Raw genomic sequence first — 23,571 nt, forward strand, 5'->3', positions numbered from 1 at the left:
AGCTCCCAAAGATTCGCTCGACTTGCATGTATTAGGCACGCCGCCAGCGTTCGTCCTGAGCCAGGATCAAACTCTCCAAGAAAGTTGATTAGCTCTAAAAAGTTACGTTGGCTTCGTTTCAAAAATGAAACGAATAAATATTGTTTGTTGACGTTTTTGTTTGTTTAGTTTTCAAAGAGCAAGTTCGTTACTTCCCTCAGAAGCAACTCTATTACTATATCATGTCGTCTTTCGTAAGTCAACTCTTTTTTAAATGTTTTTAACATCTTAGTGTTGTTAACTCGTCATTAACGACTGCTTTAATATAATAACATCACGTGCATAGAACGTCAACAACTAATTATACTTTTTTAAACAAATAAGAAAGAGCCGACACAATGGCCGGCTTTTTCTTATTTTATAATCTTAACTATACCTTCTTGTTTTAGATCGACAAGACCTTGTTTTTCAATTACCACCTTTTCACCCTCAGCTAGGTTGGTAAACACGATTGGTGTAATTGTAGATGTTGCATTTGCTTTTACATAGTCTAAATCGACTTTTAATAATGGCTGTCCTTTTTCAATGCGGTCATTTTCGGAAACTAATGTCTCAAATCCTTGACCTTTTAAGTTAACCGTATCAATCCCAACATGGATTAATATTTCACGGCCGCTGTCAGATAGGATGCCAATCGCATGCTTGGTCGGGAATAGATTAACGATTTTTCCATCAACAGGTGAAACAACCATACCTTCTTCAGGTACAATCGCAAAACCGTCACCCATCATTTTTCCAGCAAAAACTTGATCCGGCACTTCTGTAATTGGTTTGATTTCGCCTTTTAACGGTGCAACAAACACATCATCAACCTTACGTTCCGTTTGTAATGCTTCCGGATTTATTTCTTCTATCTGTTGTTCAACACCTTTTTCCGGCGCATTAACAACTGTGGTACGAGGACGCTTTCCTTCTATTATATCTTTCATTTGACCTTTGATCGTTTCAGAACGTGGTCCAAAGATCGCTTGAATGTTGTTACCTACCTCAAGTACACCGGCAGCCCCTAACTTTTTCAATTGGGCCTTATCTACATTCTGAATATCATTTACTGAGACACGGAGACGTGTAATACAGGCATCTAGGTGGGCAATGTTTTCTTTTCCGCCCATCGCATCTAAGATGTTACCGGCTAAATCGCCAGAATTCGCTTTACCTGTTGGTGCTTGATTTTCTTCCTCTTCTAACTCACGGCCAGGCGTTTTTAAATTAAACTTACGGATGGCAAAGCGGAATCCGAAGTAATAAATAACCGCAAAGACAAGTCCAACCGGAATGACGATCCAAGCATGTGTTTGTGGGTTGATTAAACCAAATAAGATATAGTCAATTAATCCACCCGAGAAAGTCATTCCGATTTTTACATCTAATAAATGCATAACCATAAACGATAACCCTGCAAAGACTGCGTGGATACCAAATAAAATTGGTGCAACGAAAAGGAAAGAGAATTCAATTGGTTCTGTGATACCCGTTAAGAAGGAAGTCAAGGCAGCTGATGCCATTAAACCACCGACGAACACTTTCTTTTCTGGCTTTGCTTCATGATAGATTGCTAACGCCGCAGCTGGCAGCCCAAACATCATGAATGGGAATTTACCTGTCATAAACGTACCTGCAGTAAGATTTTTCACATGATCTTTAATTTGGGCCATAAAGATATGTTGGTCACCATGAATAACCTGTCCAGCTTTATCTGTGTAACTGCCAAATTCAAACCAGAATGGAGAATAGAAAATATGGTGTAATCCAAAAGGAATTAACGAACGTTCAATAACCCCAAAAACAAAAGCTGAAAGTGTTAAGTTCGCATTGACCATGTTGTTCGAGAAGGCATTCAATCCTGATTGGATTGGCGGCCAAATGATCAGCATAATAAGTCCCAAAACAATGGCTGTTCCTGCAGTTACAATCGGAACAAAACGTTTACCGGCAAAAAAACCTAAATATGATGGCAATTCAATCTCATAGAATTTATTGTATAAGGATGCTGCAACAATACCAACGATAATCCCGCCAAACACTCCTGTTTGAAGGGTTGGAACCCCTAGTACACTTACATAGCTCGTAGCATTAAGGTCCTTTGCATCAATACCTAATACTGTACCCATGGTTACGTTCATAATCATGTAACCAATGATTGCCGCAAGCCCTGCCGTACCTTCTCCTCCAGCTAATCCGACCGCAACACCGACTGCAAACAAGAGCGGCAAGTTTCCGAAGACAATATCCCCGGCATTTTGCATAACAGAAGCGACCATATCGACACCGCTGTTATTTAAAAATGGAGCTAAATCTAAAAGGGCTGGATTTCTAAGTGCTGCACCTAATGCGAGCAAAATCCCTGCCGCTGGTAAAAGCGCTACCGGTAACATTAAGGCTTTACCGACTTTTTGTAGTACGCCGAATGCATTTTTAAACATAATTGTACCTCCTAATTTTCGTTTTGCTCATAAAGCGTTTACATGATTGGTAAAAAAACAACAAAAAAAGGCATGAGTAAAAGTTCAATCGAAAGAAGTTATAGGTATACATTACCCCTAAAACTTCATTTCAATTATCCTTTTTACTCATGCCTGATCGAATCAGTAACACGTAAAAAATAATAGCTATTTAAATTTGTTTTGAAGCCTTTGCAAATGCATCGTTAGATAAACGGCCTCTGCATCAAAGACTTTCAATTTTAACGATTGCTGCATCACTTTAATGAGCTTCCATGAGAGATTATAGCACACTGGATATTCTTCTTTCAATAGGGAAGCAATTTTTTCTGGTTCCTCTACTTTCTCGCCTTTTGTTACCCGATCAATAGCGAATCGAAGGTGACGAACGAGCCTTATATAATCTATACTTTCTTTATCGATGTCAAATTCAAATTGTTCCTCAACCATTTCAACTAGCCTGCTGACAAGCTGTGAGTGTTGATTCACATCAGATAGATTTTTATTCGTAATCGCGCTATGGATGTGGAGGGCAATAAATCCAATCTCTCCAACAGGAAGATCGATGCCTGTCTTTTCCTTAATGTGATGAACAACTTCTGCCGCTACTTCATACTCATGGCGGTAAAGTGCCTTTGTCTCAACTAAAAAGGGATTTTTCATATCCATTCCCTGTGAAGCTCTTGTCAAAGCAAACATTAAATGGTCTGTCAGCGCCACATGAATATGTTCATTTAACACAGAATGGGTCCTTTGCTTAATTAAGTCAATGGCAGTAATAATAACTTCTAAAAAGTCATTGTCGATAAATGGCAGAAGCTTTATATAATTTTCTTGTTCTTTTTCATTTTTTAAAACAAACAGCTTTTCGACCGCATCCGTATCGATAAAGTCTCCCCTTTTTCGATTGAACCCAATACCTTTACCAATTAAAACAACTTCTTCATAGGAAGGGTGTTCGGCGATTAACACATTGTTGTTTAAAACTTTATCAATTAATAAGTTTGCCAAACCCTATCCCCCCATTCCTACCTTCATACCATTAGTAATTTCATGTTATAAGAGGTAGGAAAGGAAGTCAACGACAAAGTTCGACAGCTTTTCGAAAAAACAACTGGGAAATCATTCAAATTTCATTCCCCTTAAGCCAATAAAAAAGAACAATGCGCTAAATCCAAGCAATGCTGCCGTGTCCTTCAGTAACGTTCCTGCGTGCAGGCTGCCGCTTATGATTTCTTTAAAACCTGACATCGCCCATGTTTGCGGAACGGCCAAGGCAATTTTCTGCATGATATCCGGTACCACATCAATTGGCCAGTAGACACCACCAAGCATACAGGTGCTTACAATTAAAACTGCACCGATTGCCGAGGCCTGCTGCTTTGTTTTGACAAGTCCGGCAAGCATGAGACCAAAGCCTACAACACATAGGATAACAAGTGAAGCAAATGGGATTAAATAGGTTAACCTGCCCCAGGATGTATCAAACATAACATTCATGGCGGCCATTAGTACGGCAAACTGAATCCATCCCATAAAGAAATATGCTAGTAAATAGCCTAAACTAATTTGCAGCTTACTAACCGGAGATATGATCAGCCTTCCCCAGGTGCCGCCAATGCGTTCATCGAGAATCGTGGAAGCTGCCCCGGAAAGACCAAACATCATAAACATGATCGCAAAACCAACAAACATCAAATTAATTGCCTCAGAATCATTCGTATCTTTTTGGATAATTTCCTTTTCGACTGTCACACCTTTATTCGACGAGATGGCTTCAAGCACCTTTGGAAAAGCGCCGTTTTCTAAGCTCGAAGTCGCCTGATAAGAACGGAGAACAAGTCCTGCAGTCCCTTCTAAATGAGAAGATAACGCAAGATAATTCTCGCTTTTCCGCTGCACGATTATGTCAAATAACGGTTTCCTTTCTGTAATTCTCTGACCAATATCGTCAGGTATCACCACAGCCGCAACAGCATCCTGAGCGGAGACGTTTTTTTCAGCATGTTTTCGTGTTACAGTTTTCCAGTCAAAATGATCATCCTGTTTTAAAAGACTTAAAATCCCTTGGGTGACCTCAGTATCAGTGAGAACTACATTAACAATAGGTTTGTTTTGTTCCGAGTTCACCGAAATGCCGCCGAAAATCCAACTAAATAGTGCAGGCATCACAAACATGAGCACCACTGCCCCTGGGGTTTTAAAAAACTCCTTCACATGAAATATTAGTATCGTCCAGATTTTACGCATATTTACCTCTCCTTTCCAATGAAAGGCGAATTAATCCAATTGCGAAAAAGAGCAAACCTAAGCCAATTGACCCGCCGATTGCCGGTAGAATCTTCGTAAATGCTGCACCGGACATTAAGTCTAAATAGGTCTGTAAGGCAAGCCCATTCGGCAAAAACTTCGTAACGAATACAACCCAATCCGGAAAAACGTACAGTGGGACCATACTCCCGCCCAGTGCAGCCATAATTTGCGTGCCAAACATACCGGCAACATTGAACGCCTGTTCCGTTTTAATAAATGAACCTGCTAATACACCGAGTCCGCTGGCATTCACGACAAACGCCAATGTCATGATAGCAATTCCGGAAATGGATGGGCCCCAATCAACACCAAAAATGAGCCGTGTTCCGGCAATGATGATAAAAGCCTGTGTCAAACAAATAATGATTAACCCGAGCATTTTTCCGAAAAGATAATTTGGATACGTTAAATTCGTAAGGAGCAAACGTTGAAACACATCTTGTTCTTTTTCGAGAATCATTGTAGAAACACCTTGGACGACTGTCATTAACAAAAACATCACGCCCATGGCTGCAGCGTAATACTGAAATGAACTGACCGGCTTCGTTTTGGCATCAATAGTTGTTTCTTTTAAAAGCGGTTTCTTGCCATATCCTTCTTGAATAGCTCCGCTTGGATTCCCCCCCTGAACAGGCTGGGCCATTTGCGAAGCCACAGCTTCAATTGGGATCGTACGAGAAAACTGCTCAATCACATTTTGAACGATGGTTGTATGAATAACGGTGTCAGGCACCGATAAAAGTTTTACTTTTGTACCTTTTCCGGTCATTAATGATTGGGTGAAGTCTTTTTCAATCACGATTCCCACAGTCAACTTGTGGTCTTTTATTTTGCGGTATAACTCATCTTCTTGATAATATTTCACTTGAATTTGTTTGGATAAACTTTTGGAAAAGACTTCGTCGGTTAGCACTTTACTCAACTGACCTTGATCTAAATTGACGACCCCTAGAGTAAACTTTTTAATCGTAATCTCTTCGTCTTCCTTCATCATATTTCCAAAGGCTGAGCCTAAAATTGCAATTAACAGTAGTGGCATCAAAATGAGGGTTAAAAAAGCCTTTTTATCACGAGCAACAAGTAATAAATCCTTCCATGAAAGCCACCAAAATTTCATCGTCCCCACCCCTAATTCCGTAAATTTCGTCCGGTTAAATGCAAAAAGACACTTTCGAGGTTCGGTTCTACGATATCTACAGAGGTAATTTTTGTACCCGTTTTTGTCACCGACTGAATAAAATCGCTTAATATCAATTGTGGTTCTTTATGAAAGACTGTTACTTGGTTTTCTTGAACTTGAACCGTTTGCTCTGAAAAAAGGCTTGTCACGGTCTGGGTAATCCTCTCCACATTAGCACTTTCTTTATCGATTGATAGAATGATGCGCGAATGATCACCAATAGTCTCTCTCAGCTCACGTAAAGTACCGGAAGCAATTAATTGACCGTGGTCAACAATTCCAATCCGTTCACAAAGGTATTCGACTTCCTCCATATAATGACTGGTATAAATAATCGTCATTCCTTCACTGTTTAAGCGCTTGACCGTTTCTAAAATATGATTTCTCGATTGCGGATCGATTCCGACTGTCGGCTCATCCATGATTAACAATTCCGGTTTATGTAAAATTGCTGCACCGATATTGACACGCCGCTTCATCCCCCCGGAAAAGGTCTCCACCTTATCCTTCGCCCTCTCCGTTAAACCGATAATCTCAAGCACCTGGTCCACACTCTTTTCCAGCTCATTGCCGGATAAATCATACATTCTTCCCCAGAACTTTAAATTCTCCCGCGCCGACATCGTTTGATAGAGTGCAATTTCCTGCGGGACAACCCCAATCCATTTTTGGGCTTGCTTCGGGTTTTTGATCACGTCGATGTCCTTAATCCGAATTTCACCTGAAGTGGGCGGAAACAATCCGGTAATCATATGAATTGAGGTTGATTTTCCCGCTCCATTTGGCCCAAGAAGCCCATAAGACTCACCTTTTTCTACTGCAAACGAAACACCCTTTACAGCCTCAAAATCACCAAAGCTTTTTCGCAAATCCTGAACGGTTAGCATGTTCATTAAGCAACCACTCCCTATTTCAATCATCACCTAACATCATACAGAAGCGAGATGGCGAAATTTGTAAAATTGTGTCTTTTTTAAAAATAAAAAAAGGAACTGCGACCCAACCACAGTTCCCGATCAACCACTATTTCAAGAAGATAAAATATAAGACAAAAACGACAAAGAATAAATACATAATAGGGTGAATTTCCTTGGTTTTCCCTTTAACCATCATTGTAATCGGGTAGAAGATAAAACCCATTGCAATCCCTGTCGCAATACTATAGGTGAGAGGCATCGTTACCATTGTTAAAAATGCCGGAACAGCAATTTCAAACCGTTTCCAGTCAATTTTACCTAAAGAAGAAACCATCAATACCCCTACAATGACCAAAGCTGGTGTTGTGACGGGTGCTGTTATGACCGATAATAACGGAAAGAAGAAGAGCGATAAAATAAATAAGGCACCGGTTACTAACGAAGCAAATCCAGTTCTTGCACCTGCCGCAACCCCCGCTGTTGACTCAACGAAAGAAGTGGTTGTCGATGTTCCAAGAACCGCCCCAACACTAGTGGCAACGGAATCAGAAATCAGCGCCCTTCCTGCACGAGGAAGCTTGTTATCCTTCATTAATCCTGCTTGGCTGGCAACCGCAACCAAGGTCCCGGCATTATCAAAGAAATCAACAAACAAAAACGTTAAGATAATTCCAAGCATCGTTGTTGTATAAAATGAACTCTCGCCAAAGGCAGAAAATGCAGCCCCAAAGGTGGGCGCTAAACTAGGAACTTGTCCGACTACTTGATGTGGCATTTTAATTTCGCCAAAAATTATTCCAACAATAGCCGTCAAAATCATCCCATAAAATACGGCACCCTTAATGCCACGTGTCATCATAATGACAGTTACGACAATTCCAAAAATTGCGAGTAGCGGACCGCCTGCTGTCAAATCCCCTAATCCAACAAGTGTGGCATCATTATTGACAATAATTTGTGCACTTTGTAAACCAACAAAAGTAATAAATAAGCCAATCCCTGCTCCAACTGCATGCTTTAAATCAATCGGAATCGCATTGATAATTTTTTCACGAAGTCCTGTTAACGTAAGCAAGAAGAAAAACACACCGGAAATCAATACCGCACCCAGTGCATGCTGCCATGGAATCCCGCTGCCTAACACAACCGTAAAGGCAAAAAAGGCGTTTAATCCCATCCCAGGTGCTAATGCCAATGGATATTTCCCTATCAGTCCCATGATAATAGAACCGATTGCAGAGGCTAAGGCAGTAGCAACAAATACAGCACCATGATCCATTCTTAAGGCATCCGGGAAATCTTTAACCGCCGCCAGTGATAATGTTAATGGGTTAACCACCAGTATATAGGCCATTGCCAAGAAGGTGGTAAACCCACCAATAATTTCTCTTCGATAATTCGTACCATATTTCTCAAACTCAAAATATTTCTGCATGTCTCTTCCCCCTATAAATCTATTCATTCTTTACGCAAAAAAACGCTCACGATATGTTCTACCGGAGCGTCTGACTTTAGGCATGTGCAATAAATAGAGGAAAAAAGATTGCCTCTTAATTCAAAACCTGCCTCGTAGTCAAGCCATTTACGGTGGCTCGGTAGAAACTTTTGGGCCATATTCCCAATATTATACGACGTGATTCGACAACCTATTCATTTCCCTTTTATTATAAGAGCAATAAACCGTTTCGTCAACAAAAATACGAACGATTATCAAATGAAATTTGTAATCGTTCGTATTTCGGGTTATGAATTAATTCTAAGAACTTCGAGAACCAACCAGCTCTATGGCGCTTACGCTTTTGTTATTCCCATTCAATCGTTGCTGGCGGTTTAGAGGTAATATCATAAACCACCCGATTGACATGTGCTACCTCGTTAACAATACGAGTTGAGATGACTTCAAGTACATCCCAAGGAATCCTAGCCCAATCGGAGGTCATGCCATCGATGGAAGTGACCGCGCGGATGCCAATTGTGTAATCATAGGTTCTGGTATCCCCCATGACACCAACACTGCGAATGTCCGGCAGAACTGTGAAGTATTGCCAAATTTCGCGGTCAAGCCCGGCTTTTTTAATTTCTTCACGGAGGATCCAATCCGACTCACGAACAATTTCAAGTTTATCATCAGAAATCGCTCCAAGCACGCGAATCCCAAGACCCGGACCAGGGAACGGCTGTCTCCAAACGATATCATCCGGAATACCAAGCTCCGTGCCAAGCGCGCGAACCTCATCTTTAAACAAGGTGCTCAATGGTTCAATTAATTTAAACTGCATATCTTCCGGAAGCCCGCCAACATTATGATGGGATTTAATCGTTTGTGCTGTTGCTGTGCCGCTTTCAATGATATCTGTGTAAAGTGTTCCTTGTGCTAAAAATTCGATACCTTTAAGCTTTGTCGCTTCATCATCAAATACATAAATAAACTCGTTGCCAATAATTTTCCGCTTTTTCTCCGGATCAGAAACACCTTCAAGCTTCGATAAGAATCGATCTTTGGCATCCACTTTGATGACGTTCATATGGAAGCCTTCAGAGAAAGTCTTCATCACGCTATCCGCTTCATTTTTCCGAAGTAGACCGTGATCAACAAAAATACAAGTTAACTGGTCACCAATTGCTTTATGGATGAGAACAGCAACAACAGAGGAGTCCACCCCGCCACTCAAAGCACAGAGAACCTTTTTATCGCCCACAGTCTCGCGGATCTTCGCCAGTTCCATCTCAATGAAATTTTCCATTGACCAATTACCGCTAGCGCCGCAAACATTAAAGACGAAATTCTTAAGCAGTTCATTGCCATAAACTGAATGGCGCACTTCTGGGTGAAATTGTACAGCGTAAAGCTTTCGTTCCGCATCGCTCATCGATGAAATTGGACAGGACGGGCTTGTGCCATCAACAGAGAACCCTTCAGGAGGCTCGACAACCAAGTCTCCATGGCTCATCCATACCGTCTGTTCAGCTGGCAGACCCGTAAAAAGGGCTGATTCCTGCTCGACCGATATCATGGCTTTGCCATATTCACGGTGCTGTGCTTTTTCAACCTTCCCTTTAAAATGGACGGTCATGAGCTGCATCCCGTAGCAAATTCCGAGAATCGGCAAACCCATTTCAAAAATAGCTTCATCACAGCGGAATGAATTTTCATCATAAACACTATTCGGTCCGCCTGAGAAAATAATTCCCTTCGGATTCATTTTGCGAATTTCTTCTGCCGTAATCGTATGCGGATGTAATTCACTATAGACACCGAACTCACGAATCCGGCGTGTAATCAACTGATTATATTGACTTCCAAAATCTAAAACAACAATCATATTTTGCTTCTCCGTCAAAGCAGCCACCTCAATTTTTAAAAGTTATTACTAGCTTTACCACAATGGAAAAAATTAATAAAAAAAACTAGAATTCTTCCCTCCGAAAAAATATCAGGAAGGCAGAATTCTAGTTATCTCGCAAAATCACCGACAGAAAAATTCTGCCTTCATAGTCAGGCCATTTCAGTGGTGACCCGGTAGAGACTCTCGAACCATATTTTCGAGGATATATGAAGGAAACGAACCATATTTAGAAAAGCGCAAGGCGCCTGCCTATCAGCTTGTGATTTCGAGCCGATGACGCCTGGAGCTAGACATTGAATTAGTACATATTGTATCAATAGGTTGTTTTTCCGGTCAAGCGATTGTCTTTTTAATTAAATTTTCCCATAATTTACGTGACTCTTTCCATGTTCCTTTTGGAAGATGTTGATGATACATATATTGTTCATAAAAGTGAGTCAATCGGGTCATCTCCCGCGTTGAAAAGAACGAATCGATATAGCGCGCATAATTCCTTAATGTTTGGTTTTCCTTCCGTTTTAATCCATAGCGGTCTAGCTGAGTTAATAAAATCAAATAAGCTGCATCGATACTTTTATCCTTTTTCTTGAATTTATATAGCAGCAATAACCCGTATGGAAGCCACTTGCCGCGGATTCGATAAAGAAATACCGAAATGACTGTAAGGATTACGAGAATGAGAACAGTCTTTTTCCAATTATTTTTCACCATCAATTTTGCTTTTTCCCAAAGCGTTTTCATATCAAAGGACTTGTCTTCCTTCTCCACTGTTTTCGGTTCATCCAACTGATCCTTCTGTGGTTTTTTCACAGACGGCGGTGTCGTCTGTTCATTAGAAGAGGATGTACCATCAGCTGCTTCATAATTGATTAAAATATCATTGGAAAATCCCTTTGTTGGTTCAAATGGCACCCAGCCTTGATTTGGAAAAAAGACCTCTACCCAGGAATGGGCATTATTGTTCGTCACTTCGTAATATTGTTTTGATGTGTCATCCACACTGTATTCAAGGAAATCTCCGCCGGTGTATCCTTTAACCCAGCGAGTTGGAATCCCCAGCGTCCTTAGCATAACCGCCATCGAAGTTGAAAAATTATCACAATAGCCCCGCTTTGTCTCAAACAAAAATTGGTCAACATAATCGTCATTGGTGCCAGGCACTGCGACATTCTTTTGGTCATAGCTGTATTCCGTATTGCCAAAGAAGCTTTCCACTGCTTTCGCTTTGTCAAACCAATTCGTTTTTCCGGCAGTAATTTCTTCTGCTAATTCATAGATTCTTGGAGGTAATCCTACCGGTAAATTCGTATACTTCTGATAAAAAAAAGTTGACGTATCCATACTTGTTGTTTGCTTTAAATCTTTTGCCTTATATTTCGGAATCTCAAAGTCAACAGAAAAGCCATGGGGTACAACAGGCTCTTGATTTTTATTGTAAAAGCTTATCCTCTCGTTGGTTGTGTCTACCAAGAATCGATTGCCATTTGGATCAGACGGCTCTATCGTCAAGATTTTCTGTATTCCAGCAGGGTACATGATAAAGTTGTAGCGATACTTTTCATGCATCATAACACTAGCAGATTCCTTAATAGTTTCCACTGTATCGGGAATCGAATATACAGGCACAAGATCCTCCTGTCTATATGAAATGGGCGTTGCACCAGAAGCGTTCCAGCCTTTTCCCGTATACATATCCTTTGTTTCCATCTTCCAATAGTTCTTTCCATCCGCCTCATACTTAAAAACCGGACTGCCGTCGGCAATAAACGGACCGCCAAGTGCTCCATCATTCGTACCATAGCCAATTCGATGCTGGCCTGCCCCATTGCCGCTCGCGCCGTCTTTCGGATTATTTGCTGTAAAAAAAGGAACCGGATCCGGCCATATTGGTGCCGCTTTAGGTGCCGTAATTCCTACTGCCACACTAACAGCAATCATCACCGCCAGTGGCGCCATCCATTTTCGAAAATAGGATGACTCACAGCTTACCTTTTCCTTCTGAATAATCCGGTAAAAGGTCAGCATGCCCATCACCGCAAATCCCGCCACAACCGTTCGAACAATCGCCACTTTCGCATTATAAGGCGTAAACGTGTCCAAAACGGTAATATAAACCAAGGTCATAAAGAAAAAGATAAAAATCCGCTGACGGTTCAAGAGCCAATAATCAATTAAGTACACCATTAACCAAAGCAGGATAAAAAACAACAGCGTTCGGAATTCATTGGACAGGTCGTTCCATTGCCTGCCCGCTAGCAGCCCGATATTATTGGCAATATCGGTGATGAACGACTTTACCCAGCTAAGGTGAAAGAATCCTTCATCATAATGGAATCGATTGATCGAAAACAAGATAAATAATAGCTTAATAATAGATTGCCAAATCCCTTTGATACGAAAAAAAGAAACGGCAAAAGAGAGCAGTAAGAAGACAATAAATGTTTCAAGATTATTCGTATCCGTTAACTGTTTAACCGGCCGTAGCCATTCCCACAAAAGGAAAAAGCTGAGCGTATATAATAGAAAGGAGGGAAAATTCCTTTTCATCATCGTGCAACCACCTCCGAAAAGGCTGCTTTATAATCACCCTCATGGACCATGACCACTCGAACCCCCCGTGCATTTGCAATTGCAACAAGGGAGCGTTCATTTTCTGATGGCGATTCCGTTTGACCTTTAATGAGAAAAATTGTAATGGAGCCTTTTCTTTTTCCAAGAAAGCTTGCTTTTTCAATCAAAGGTTTTGTTAATTGCGCCGTAACGAGCATAAACGAGACCGTTTGTTGGATGAAAAGTCCCTCTGTCTCCAACACTTTTTCAAATGGCCGTAAACTTTTTGCCTCAATTTTTGCCAAATGATAAAAAAGCTGCTGAAGATGCTGTTCTCCGCCTCTAATGGGAAACGTTGCTCGTTCTTTACTGATGGTTAACAGCCCGGTTTGCGCCCCCTTTTTCAAAATGGCTCGTACTAGCGAAGCAGTAAAGGACACGACCGGTTCAAAACACTTATCAGGTACACAGTCCATGACAACAAAGACATCATGGGATTGCCGCTGCTCAAATTCCTTTGTCATAATTTCGTTCCGCTTGGCAGAAGCTTTCCAGTTGATCCAGGAAAAGCGGTCCCCCGGCTGATAATCCCTTACACCAACTGCCATTGTCGTATCGCGCTGCACACGTTCCCTTGATGCGGTTAACCCTTGATCATACTGATTTTCAAACGGTCGATATAAAAGGTCTGAGTAGGCAGGATAAACAATGATTTTTCCTGCAGCCTCAACGGTCCTCTCTTTTTCAAATAATCCAAGCGAATCACCAATTTTTAACGTAAAAGAGGTGAAAAGGTGTTCCCCTCTCGGCAGCTCATCAATGATATAGTCATAGGAAAATTCCTTTTTGAGGCCGGGAAGGATGAGTGCCTTTGCTTTCTTTCGCTGCGGGGCATATTTCAACACATCATCTAACTGGTCTTCGATGAGCAAATAAAATAACGGAAAAGCATTTGAGCGCTTCACGGTTACTGTCACCTTCAAAGCTTCCCCGGCATTGTAATCCGATTTCGGCAGCACCCTTGTTACCTCAAGCTCATTTAAGGAATAGAACGAAAGCGCGACACAGTAAATGGCAAATGGCAGAAAGCTATAAAAGAGAAACCAGCTGACAAATCCCCCTTGGAACATCGCATACGAGAAGGTTAGGAGAATCAAAAAGAGTAATAGGATAAACTTCCATACCTTTTTGAATGAAATCCATAGTTTTTTCATTTTATTTCACTAACCTTCGGACCGGTACAGGCACCCTCGCAACCACCCGGTTTACTACATCCTCTGCAGAAATCCCTTCAAACTTTGCTTCTGATTTAAGAATAATTCGATGTGATAACACAAAAGGAGCTAAATATTGTATATCATCTGGCAGGACAAACTCACGGCCATACATATAGGCATAGGCCTGGGCTGCTTTCATGAGGGCAATGGAACCCCTCGGACTTGCTCCAAGATAGACACTGCCATGTCCCCTTGTCCGGTTTACAATATCAACAATATAGCGCTTTATCGTATCATCGACGAAAACGTCTTTAATTTCTTTTTGCAGGGTGAGCAGACCTTCAAGATCGATAACAGGGTATAAATCCTCGATTGGCGGCACCTTTTGGGCGCGATTGAGGACTTCGATTTCTTCATCCAAATCAGGGTAGCCCATTTTCATTTTTAATAAAAAGCGGTCGAGCTGTGCTTCCGGAAGCGGGTAGGTGCCTTCATATTCAATCGGATTTTGTGTCGCCATCACGAAAAACGGCTTATGCAGTTTATGGGTCACACCATCAATCGTGACGCTAGCTTCCTCCATTCCTTCTAAAAGCGCAGATTGCGTCTTTGGCGATGTCCGGTTGATTTCATCAGCGAGAATAATGTTGCCCATTAAAGGACCTGGGCGAAATTGAAATTCCATCTCTTTCGGATTATAAATGGAAACGCCCGTGACATCGGATGGCAACAGGTCTGGGGTGAATTGAATTCTGCGGAAGTTGGCATTAACCGATTTCGCAAGGGCTCGCACCATCATCGTTTTCCCAACACCAGGCACGTCCTCGAGAAGCACATGGCCGCCGGCAAGCAAGGCAACAAGGCTCAATTCCGCAACGTTTCTTTTTCCTATCATCACCTTTTCAATATTGGCGATTATTTTATCTGTCGTTGGATTCATTTGTTCATGTGACAAGTGGATTCCTCCTCAAGCGGGTCTATACCGTTTTTTGCATGCTATCTATGTATTCTACTTTTTTCTGGAAAACTCCTGTTAAAATTGTCATAAGATATTCAAAAATAGCGCATTATTTACTAGAAAAGAATTAGAAATGCTTGTGAACCATGGAGGTCATAGGAAATAAAAAGACTGACCTCCAAAAAATGATAGGTCAGTCTTTCTATTAGTGACATCCAAAAGTCGAAATATTGACTTATAGGGAAGCCCCTTAAAAAACTATGAGAATATGTGAAGATACCTGAATATAATTACTACAATTCAGCTAATGATTTATAGAAATTTGCACCATGTTGAATTGCCTTTATAGATTCCGGAAGAATACGGGAATGGTGTAAGAAAGCATGGATCACGCCTTTAAATTCTTCCAATTCTGCTTTTACATTATTATATGTTAATATATCATATAATAATTTACTGTCATCCAAAAGCGGATCTAAATCTCCACATGCAATATAACAAGGAGGCACTCCTTTAGTTAAATCATTTGAAAAACAGTCAAAGTAACGTAAATCTGCATTTTCGTCACCTATATACATTTTTGTATACGCATTTAAATCTTTACGACTTAATCCATCGTAATCGCCGCCAAGTAAGCGCATTGATTTCGAATCAGTTAGTCCATAAGCACCGTAATAAAGAAGTAAACCACGTATATAAGAAACATCTGCCCTTGTATCCCTTAAATATAAAGCCGCTGCTAAGGATAAATTGGCTCCACCTGAATCCCCAGCAAAGGAAATATCATTCCTATCGATATCATATTCTTCCGAATGACTCCGTAACCACTCGACTAAGAAGGCACACTCTTCGACTTGAGTTGGGTATTTAAATTCAGGAGCTAAATGGTAGTCAATTCCAATGACAACTGATTCTGTTTCCTCCATTAATAAGCGCATAATTTTACTATGTGTGTCAAGATTTCCTACTACGAAACCGCCACCATGAATATAAACAATCGCCCCTTTTCCAGCCCTACTCTTTGGATAGTGGAAACGAATTGCAATAGATCCGTGTGGTCCTTCTAACTCCATATCAATGGTTCTTATTGGTTCAGGGCCACCTTCGTTCCAATACTTTCTTTCTTCAGAATAGTTTTCACGCATTTCTTCAAAAGTTACATCAGTTGAAAATGCATCCTTAACAAGTTCATTTTGTTTTGTTAATGTTTCAAGCATTTTAGGAGTCATCATTTGGTATGCATTATATTTGTTCGTTTCCATCTTTGTGATCTCCTTCAATGTTGTTATTTTTTTCAAAAAGTAACAGCTTAACGTTCCACATGATAAAAAGTAACATTCCAATTTGTAAAACCTTTTCAGCAATCAGTTCCCAGCCATGTAAATAATACAAATCCATCTTCGTTCATCCTCCCTCAACATAAACTTATATTTGTGGTTTATCTTTCATTAGTTGTTTCATGAATGCAGTAATCATTAAGATAAAGAAAAACAGATAGGGATACGAAAGTGTAGTAGCCAAAGATTTCACTGCATTTAATGCATCATTTCCACCTAAAGTAGTAGCAAAAATACCTGTTAAAGCGATAATGGTCATGAGTATAACCCATACGGCACTTCTAACAGGGGCTGCTTCTTTTCCTTCTACATCTGTCATTCTTGCTAGTGATAAGGCCGCACTTGTCACGGTTGTTGAAATAAACATAATCAAAAGTACGATGGTTGCAATAGAGGTTAATTTTGGCCAAGGCATAGTCTGTAGAATAGCAAAGAAGGTCATATCCGGACTTTCCATAGCGTGCTTAGCTATTTTTCCAGTTCCCAAAACTGCATCTAAAAGGGCAATTCCGCCAAACGCAGCATGCCAAACCAACATAAATAGGACCGGTATTGTCATTGTTGCGAAGGCAAATTGGCGAATCGTTCTGCCTTTTGAAATAGAGGCAATAAATACCCCCATAAAAGGTGTCCATGAAATCCACCACATATTATTGGCAACATCCCATGTGGTCGAATAAGTAGGGTCCTTACTAAATAAAAACATATCGAAATTTCTTGGGATCAGTTGATCAATATAGGTTCCTAGTAATTGGACAACTTGATTTAAAATATAGCGAGTTGGTCCAAAAAATATGGCAAAAAGTAAAATTAAAATGGCTAAATAGACATTCCAATCCCCTAATACTTGCATTCCCTTACCGACTTTCTTCGTTGTTGATGCAAAAAAACACACGATAAGCAAAATGATTAATACCAGATACGGAAGGGCTCCTTTGAGAGAACTGCCAATGTTAATCAATTGATTCATCCCGGTAGAAATCTGTACACTTCCTAACCCCATTGTCGCCGCAATTGTCATCGCCGAGCATACAATGGCTAAGATATTCATCGTGTTTTTTGTTGCAGGCACCCATTTCCTCCTGCCGAAACTTTTTTCAATGACATCACCAGGTAAATAGCGAGTGTTATGTTTGGAAACAAAGTATGCCATGACTAATCCCACGACACTAAAAATAGCCCATACAGAAACACCCCAATGGTAAAGTGCGGTCCCCATTGCCTCTCTAGCTGCTTCCATTTTATTTGGAGCCTCCGTGCTGCTCGGTGCTAAATAATAGGCATAGAGTGGCTCGTTCACACCAAAATATATGATTCCAATACCAATAGAGGATGTAAATAACATTGCTAGCCACGAAAAAATATTATAATCCGGCTTTGCATCTTTGCCGCCAATGACGATATTGCCGTATTTAGAAATTCCTAATACCACTAAAAATCCCATACATAAAATAGGAATTAACATGGCTGTCCACCCATACTGTGTGGCAAATAGCGACTGAATAAACGTCATAATTTTCGCAAGTGTACTTGGGCTAATTAACGAAAAGATAGAAAAAAATGCGGTAATTAAAGCGGAAATAATGAAAATAGGTGTGAAAATCTTTGTTTTTTTTACAATACTCTTTTTAACAACAGTCTCTCCTTGCATAATTTCATCTCCTATATTTAAGTGGGCTATTTGGGAAGATTAAATATATTAGTTAATAGGTTAATTCATTATATTGATTAACCTATTAACCATCATAATTTTGTTATTAGCGATCGATAATTAAGGTATCTAAATCTATAATTTTATCACCTTATAAAACAATATTAATACCTACTTCACTTAATTGTCCTGAATTATTAAGCGGAATATTTTGAATATTTTTGATGATTTTCGCCACCCGGTCACCAACTTCAGATGTATTGGATGTTCCCTCCATATCAGGCGTCGCCACATTACCTTCCACGAGAAGCTCCTCGATCGCCGCAAGCACCAATTTTCCGTATTTCTCATACCCTAAAAAGTCCAGCAGCTGGCTGGCCGACCAAATCGCCGCTAATGGGTTGGCGAAACCTTTTCCAGCGATATCCGGTGCTGAACCGTGAATCGGCTCAAACATGGATGGATATGTTTTTTTCGGATTAATATTCGCACCAGCTGCTAGTCCAATTCCTCCAGCCAAAGCTGCACCTAAGTCTGTTAATATATCACCGAATAGGTTGGAGGTAACAACCACTTCAAATCTCTTTGGGTCGGTAATCATCAACATCGCCGCTGCATCGACAAGGTATGAGGCTATTTTGACGTCTGGGTATTCTTTTGCAACTTCCTCAAACACTTGATCCCAGAACACCATAGAATAATTTAAGGCATTTCCCTTACTAATGCTTGTAAGTGATTTCCCTTCTTTTCTCGCCGTTTCAAATGCATAGCGGATTACTCTTTCTGTTCCTTTGCGAGAAAATACTCCGGTTTGTAAAACAACTTCATTCTCCTGCCCCTTGAATAACCAATCTCCTGCACCAGCGTATTCACCCTCGCTGTTTTCGCGGATAAACAGCATGTCGACATCTTCCCGCTTCACGTTTTTTAACGGACATGGGGCGCCCTTGATTAACTTAATCGGGCGAATATTAATATATTGATCAAAACTCTTTCTAATTTTTAAAAGTAAATCCCATAAAGAAATATGGTCAGGGACACCCGGGAATCCGACTGCACCTAGAAAAATAGCATCAAAATCTTTTAATTTCTCAATCCCGTCTTCATCCATCATCACACCATGCTGGGTATAATACTCACATCCCCATGGAAAGTGGGTGTATTCAAACTGAAGTGTATCATCAAGTTCAGCAATTGTATCTAAAACTTTGATTCCTTCTTGGAGTACCTCAGGGCCGATTCCATCCCCGGCAATCACTGCAATTTTATATGCCCCCATCTTATTCACCTCGGTTCCAAACAACTAATTTCAATTCCGTCATTTCTTCCACTGCATATTTAATTCCCTCACGTCCCGTTCCGCTCTCCTTTACCCCGCCGTATGGCATATGGTCAACACGGAATGTTGGAATGTCATTAATCATGACAGCCCCAACTTCAAGAACATCACTTGCAAGCAATGCTTTATCTACATTTTTCGTATAAACCCCGGCTTGCAGACCGTATCTAGAATCATTCACGTAGTCGATTGCTTCTTCAACAGAACGTACCTTATTAACAATTACCACTGGTGCAAAAACTTCCTGGCAGGAAACCTTCTGCTTTGGATCAACGTTTGTAATGATAGTTGGCTCTAATACTCCTTCTGCCGATAATTTGCCTCCGGTTAACACTTCAGCGCCATTTTGTTTCGCTTCTTCAATCCACCCTAACGCACGTTCTGTTTCCTTTTTGGAAATTAACGCTGAAATATAGGTTTCAGGATCTAGCGGATCACCTATTTTTAATTGTTTTGCAGCAACGACAAATTTTTCTACAAATTGGTTGTACACCTTTTCATGGGCATAAACGCGTTGCAGGGAAATACACACTTGACCTTGGTTAGAGAAAGCACCTGTTACATGGCGTTCAACAACTTGATCAACATTCGTATCTTTATCCAAAATGACAGCTGCGTTAGATCCCAGCTCTAGTGTCGTTCTCTTTAATCCCGCTTTATTGCGGATCGCAATTCCTACTGCCGGACTGCCGGTAAATGTAATCATCGCTACGCGGTCATCGCGGATAATGGCTTCGCCAACAATTGAACCGGAACCTGTTACCACATTTAACACACCGTCAGGAAGACCTGCCTCTTTAAACAGCTCCGCAATGTACAGCGCAATTAACGGTGTTTGTGAAGCCGGTTTTAACACGATGGAGTTACCAGAAGCAACGGCAGGACCTACTTTATGGGCAACCAAATTCATCGGGAAGTTAAACGGTGTAATGGCGCCGATGACCCCGATTGGCTTGCGGACCGTATAACCGATTCTTCCCACACCACCCGGAGAAGCATCAAAAGGTATCGTTTCACCATGAATCCTTTTCGCCTCTTCAGCGGCAAATTTATACGTTTCGATGGTCCTGGATACTTCACCTTTCGCAAAAGTAATCGGCTTAGCAGATTCTTTCGAAATTATTTCTGCCGCTTGGTCCAATCTTTCCTCCAATAACTTCGCCACTTTTTCTAAAATTGCTGCCCGCTTATAAGCTGGCATTTTCGAAATCACTTGAAATCCTGCCCCTGCTGCTTTAACCGCATCCTTTGTCAGCTTCTCGTCCGCCATGGCAATCTCTGCAATTTTCTCACCGGAATAAGGAGAGTAAAGAGGTGCATATTCAGCAGCCTCTACATCCCCACCATTAATAAATAAATGTCTTTTCTCTACTGTTTGTACATTTGTCATCGACCTAACGCCTCCAATACCATTTCATGGAACTGAACTACTGCCTTTTCGGATGAAGAATACACCCCTTGGTTAAAGGCACGGGAACGGAAACCAACTTGCTCTAATTCCACTAACTCCACATCTTCTTGTCTAACCTGCTCCGCAAATGTGACTAAATCCTTTTCTTCTTGTGTTAAGTTTTCATCTCTAAAATAGTACGTATATACGCCTAATGTTGTTTCATGGTCAATTGGGATCATTTGAATCGTCGCCATATTTCCTGGACCTGGATAGATCGTTACCATTAAGTTCGGCCATAACCAATAGAACTCGCCTCCCTGCATTTCTGCCTCATTTAAATCCGTTGTTCCCATTGTCTTGTCCGGTTTAACCATGGAAGCCTGCACGGAATAGTTTTGGCAAGTAATAATTTGATAGTTTTTCATATCTAGGGTGGCAACAAAGCTTGGATGTGCCACATGGCAGTGATCACACTCTAAATAATTGTCAATAAATGCCTTCCAATTTGCCTTAATCACTCGTGTCTTCTGGTTTACACGCTTTAATTCGCCCAAGAACGGGAACTTTGATAAGCGTTCGAAGAAATCACCATAAGTTTCTACTAAAGACTTGCTGTTATCATCAAGGTTAACGAAAATAAGTGATTCCATTATTTCCATTTTTACAGAACGTAAGCAGCGGTCGCTGACACAATGAGCATCTTCACCAGTAAAGTTTGGTGCCTTGTTTAACTTTCCGTCTAAATGGAATGTCCAGCCATGGTAGCCGCACTGAAGAATTTTCTTCGTTCCTGCCTCGCTTTTTTCAAGTTTTGTCGCACGGTGCGGGCAGACATTATAAAACGCACGGATGACTTCGTCTTTGTCGCGAGTGACAATGATTGGTTCGCCGGCAACTTCCGTTGTAAAGAATTGACCTACTTTTTCTACTTGGCTCACATGGCCGACTAGCTGCCAGGATTTCGCAAACACATCATTCATTTCTTGCTGATATACCTTTGGATCTGTGTATAGATCATACGTTAACGTTCTTTCAAATATTCTGTTCGTCTTGTTTTGTACCGGATTATAAGTTGCCATGTTTTTTTTCTCCCTCAAGTGGATTATTTTTACGCAATGATGATACAGTTTCGGTTCAACTATTGCCTTAAACTCCTATCGAGTTTAAAACAATTCACCCCTATAAACTCCTTTTATCACTGTGAATATAGCAATAATTGTTTACAGGATACTGAATATTTAGTTAAATGAATCTAATAAGCTATTCTGATGAAGTAAGCATCTTAACAATACTCGCTTTTATTTATTGCAATTATTGTGCCAACATTAAAAGTAGTGTCATTACTTAGGAAGTTGACACATTTTGTTCACATTCCTTTCGAAAATCGAGTTGTTTTTAACTCACTTGAATTAAAAACAAATCAACCATAAGAGGAGTCGAAATCTATGTTATTTACCATGCAAAGTCCTTTTGAAATTACTGGGGAGATACTGAAGAAGATCCTCGACTATTCCTCTGATGAAATTTTTGTCCTTGATGGGGAACAACGGGTTATTTATGTGAATAGCGCCTGTGAAAAGCATTACGGGCTGAAACCGGCAGATGTCATGGGGAAATATAACTTAGAGCTATTCGAAAAAGGATATTGGAAGCCTTCGATTGTTCCTTTGGTTTTTAAACAAAAGGAACCCGTCACAATTAAACAGACAACCTATATCGGAGCAGAACTTTTAACGACGGCCGTTCCCATTCTAAATGAAAAAGATGAAATCGATCTCGTTGTGATTACATCACAAGAATTGCAAAACTATAAAAGTATTAAAACTGATAAAGAAATGATGCCCATAAATAGTGCCAATGCCAGCTTAAACCCGATTACGAATTGTGACAAAATGAAAAGTATCCTAAAGATGTGCGAAAAAATTGCCAAAGTCGACTCAACGATTTTAATCCAAGGGGAATCTGGAACAGGAAAAGGGGTATTGGCCCAATACATTCACGATAGCAGCAAGAGGGCAAACAAAACCTTTTTAAAAATAAATTGCGCAGCACTGCCCGAGGATCTACTAGAATCAGAGTTGTTTGGCTATGCGGAAGGGGCCTTTACTGGTGCCAGCAAGTATGGAAAAAAAGGTTTGTTAGAAGTAGCCGATCAAGGCACCTTGTTCCTTGATGAAATCGGTGAAATGCCCCTATCCTTACAAGCAAAATTACTTCAGGTTATCCAGGAGAAACAATTTATTCCGATTGGAAAAAACGAATTGAAGAAAGTCGATGTCCGGATTATCGCTGCTACAAACCGAGATTTAGTCGAAATGGTTAAAACGAATAGGTTTCGCGAGGATTTATTTTATCGCCTTAATATTATTGACATCCTCCTGCCGCCGCTTCGGGAACGCCGGGAAGATATCGTCCCGTTAACGTACAATTTCTTATATAAATTTAATAAAAAGTATGAAATGAATAAAATCATCTCGAAGGAATGCCTGGATATTTTTTATCTGTATTCGTGGCCGGGAAACATCCGCCAGCTTGAAAATGTATTGGAACGACTCGTCGTCACAAGTGAAGCCATCATCACCAAAGACGACCTGCCGGAACTAATCCTGCATAACACCAACACAAAAACAGAATACCTTCTTCCGTCCACGCTGGATGAAGCCATCGAACATGTGAAGAAAACATTGATCGTCGAATCGTTTAAAAAGCACAAGAGCTCGCGAAAGGTTGCAAAAGATTTGAATATAAGCCAAACGCGGGCTGTGAAGCTGATTAATCAGTATTGCGGGGATGTTGAGGAATAGTTCGTTTAACAAATAAAAGAGCTTGGTTCGCAACAACAAAAAAACTCGCTAGCGGCGAGTTTTTTTGTTGTTTTAATATATAACA

Annotated in this window: 17 protein-coding genes, 1 rRNA gene and 2 riboswitches; of the genes, 1 reads left to right on the plus strand and 17 read right to left on the minus strand. The window is 40.6% G+C overall.

Annotated features, from left to right (window positions below):
- From ACIQXV_RS25140 to ACIQXV_RS25220, 17 genes are all read right to left on the minus strand, one after another.
- A 16S ribosomal RNA gene (locus ACIQXV_RS25140) occupies nt 1-82 on the minus strand; the annotation flags it as partial.
- A 310-nt stretch (nt 83-392) separates the two neighbouring features.
- The gene (gene ptsG / locus ACIQXV_RS25145; protein ID WP_402963627.1) at nt 393-2,462 is read right to left on the minus strand and encodes a glucose-specific PTS transporter subunit IIBC; all 2,070 of its coding nucleotides are present in this window, start codon (nt 2,460-2,462) and stop codon (nt 393-395) included.
- Nucleotides 2,463-2,648: 186 nt separating this feature from the next.
- A complete protein-coding gene (glcT, locus tag ACIQXV_RS25150; protein ID WP_402963630.1) occupies nt 2,649-3,491 on the minus strand; it encodes a glucose PTS transporter transcription antiterminator GlcT in 843 nt (280 codons plus the stop codon).
- Nucleotides 3,492-3,602: 111 nt separating this feature from the next.
- A complete protein-coding gene (locus tag ACIQXV_RS25155; protein ID WP_402963633.1) occupies nt 3,603-4,730 on the minus strand; it encodes an ABC transporter permease in 1,128 nt (375 codons plus the stop codon).
- On the minus strand, nt 4,723-5,910 hold the full coding sequence (locus ACIQXV_RS25160; RefSeq protein WP_402963636.1) for an ABC transporter permease: 1,188 nt from the start codon (nt 5,908-5,910) through the stop codon (nt 4,723-4,725). The genes ACIQXV_RS25155 and ACIQXV_RS25160 overlap by 8 nt, the downstream gene beginning before the upstream one ends.
- Before the next feature lie 11 nt (nt 5,911-5,921).
- Nucleotides 5,922-6,860 (minus strand): ABC transporter ATP-binding protein, encoded by a 939-nt coding sequence (locus ACIQXV_RS25165; RefSeq protein WP_402963839.1) that lies wholly within the window; start codon nt 6,858-6,860, stop codon nt 5,922-5,924.
- 136 nt (nt 6,861-6,996) lie between these two features.
- Nucleotides 6,997-8,325: an NCS2 family permease gene (locus ACIQXV_RS25170; protein WP_402963639.1), complete on the minus strand. Its 1,329-nt coding sequence runs from the start codon at nt 8,323-8,325 to the stop codon at nt 6,997-6,999.
- A gap of 115 nt (nt 8,326-8,440) precedes the next feature.
- A riboswitch (purine riboswitch) is annotated at nt 8,441-8,542 on the minus strand.
- A gap of 150 nt (nt 8,543-8,692) precedes the next feature.
- Nucleotides 8,693-10,213, minus strand: a complete 1,521-nt coding sequence (gene guaA, locus ACIQXV_RS25175) for a glutamine-hydrolyzing GMP synthase (protein WP_402963642.1) — start codon at nt 10,211-10,213, stop codon at nt 8,693-8,695.
- Between the two features lie 150 nt (nt 10,214-10,363).
- A riboswitch (purine riboswitch) is annotated at nt 10,364-10,467 on the minus strand.
- Nucleotides 10,468-10,570: 103 nt separating this feature from the next.
- Nucleotides 10,571-12,787, minus strand: coding sequence for a transglutaminase TgpA family protein (locus ACIQXV_RS25180; RefSeq protein WP_402963645.1), 2,217 nt, complete (start codon nt 12,785-12,787; stop codon nt 10,571-10,573).
- Nucleotides 12,784-14,001, minus strand: coding sequence for a DUF58 domain-containing protein (locus ACIQXV_RS25185; RefSeq protein ID WP_402963648.1), 1,218 nt, complete (start codon nt 13,999-14,001; stop codon nt 12,784-12,786). Before ACIQXV_RS25185 ends, ACIQXV_RS25180 begins: the two co-directional genes overlap by 4 nt.
- Nucleotide 14,002: 1 nt before the next feature.
- Nucleotides 14,003-14,944 carry an AAA family ATPase gene (locus ACIQXV_RS25190; protein ID WP_402963841.1) on the minus strand — a complete coding sequence of 314 codons (942 nt, stop codon included), beginning with the start codon at nt 14,942-14,944 and terminating at the stop codon, nt 14,003-14,005.
- A gap of 311 nt (nt 14,945-15,255) precedes the next feature.
- Nucleotides 15,256-16,224: an acetyl esterase gene (gene aes / locus ACIQXV_RS25195; RefSeq protein ID WP_402963651.1), complete on the minus strand. Its 969-nt coding sequence runs from the start codon at nt 16,222-16,224 to the stop codon at nt 15,256-15,258.
- Nucleotides 16,205-16,360, minus strand: coding sequence for a hypothetical protein (locus tag ACIQXV_RS25200; protein ID WP_402963654.1), 156 nt, complete (start codon nt 16,358-16,360; stop codon nt 16,205-16,207). The genes aes and ACIQXV_RS25200 overlap by 20 nt, the downstream gene beginning before the upstream one ends.
- 27 nt (nt 16,361-16,387) lie before the next feature.
- Nucleotides 16,388-17,950, minus strand: a complete 1,563-nt coding sequence (locus tag ACIQXV_RS25205) for a BCCT family transporter (RefSeq protein WP_402963657.1) — start codon at nt 17,948-17,950, stop codon at nt 16,388-16,390.
- Between the two features lie 151 nt (nt 17,951-18,101).
- Nucleotides 18,102-19,229, minus strand: coding sequence for a tartrate dehydrogenase (locus tag ACIQXV_RS25210; RefSeq protein WP_402963660.1), 1,128 nt, complete (start codon nt 19,227-19,229; stop codon nt 18,102-18,104).
- A 1-nt stretch (nt 19,230) separates the two neighbouring features.
- Nucleotides 19,231-20,679 carry an aldehyde dehydrogenase family protein gene (locus tag ACIQXV_RS25215; RefSeq protein ID WP_402963663.1) on the minus strand — a complete coding sequence of 483 codons (1,449 nt, stop codon included), beginning with the start codon at nt 20,677-20,679 and terminating at the stop codon, nt 19,231-19,233.
- Nucleotides 20,676-21,761: an aromatic ring-hydroxylating oxygenase subunit alpha gene (locus ACIQXV_RS25220; RefSeq protein WP_402963666.1), complete on the minus strand. Its 1,086-nt coding sequence runs from the start codon at nt 21,759-21,761 to the stop codon at nt 20,676-20,678. Before ACIQXV_RS25220 ends, ACIQXV_RS25215 begins: the two co-directional genes overlap by 4 nt.
- Before the next feature lie 366 nt (nt 21,762-22,127).
- On the opposite strand from ACIQXV_RS25220, the gene ACIQXV_RS25225 reads away from it, so the two are divergent.
- Nucleotides 22,128-23,486, plus strand: coding sequence for a sigma-54 interaction domain-containing protein (locus tag ACIQXV_RS25225; protein WP_402963669.1), 1,359 nt, complete (start codon nt 22,128-22,130; stop codon nt 23,484-23,486).
- Nucleotides 23,487-23,571: the final 85 nt, after the last annotated feature.

The organism is Neobacillus sp. NPDC097160 (assembly GCF_044762155.1).
Lineage (GTDB): Bacteria > Bacillota > Bacilli > Bacillales > Cytobacillaceae > Neobacillus.